Raw genomic sequence first — 252 nt, forward strand, 5'->3', positions numbered from 1 at the left:
AAAAAAAAAAAAAAAACAAGAATAAAAAAAAAAAAAAACAACCCCCCAACAAAAAAAAAAAAAAACACACGCCCCGAACAAAAAAAACAATATATTGAAAAAAAAAATAAAAAAAAAAAAAAAAAAAGAAAAAAATTAAAAAAAAAAAAAAGGTTACCCCAAAAAAAACCCCCACCCCCCACAAAAAATTTATAAAAATAACAGCCCAATAACCAGGGTCAAAACCAATTTTTTATAAAAAAAAAAAAGCAA

1 protein-coding gene is annotated in these 252 nt (G+C 22.2%); it reads left to right on the forward strand.

Annotated features, from left to right (window positions below; genetic code table 11):
* The coding region (locus ACR6JA_RS22355) for a hypothetical protein (RefSeq protein ID WP_494599604.1) at positions 1 to 195 on the forward strand (195 nt) is incomplete at its 5' end.
* Positions 196 to 252: the final 57 nt, after the last annotated feature.

It is taken from the genome of Cedecea sp. B1(4) (genome assembly GCF_059414925.1).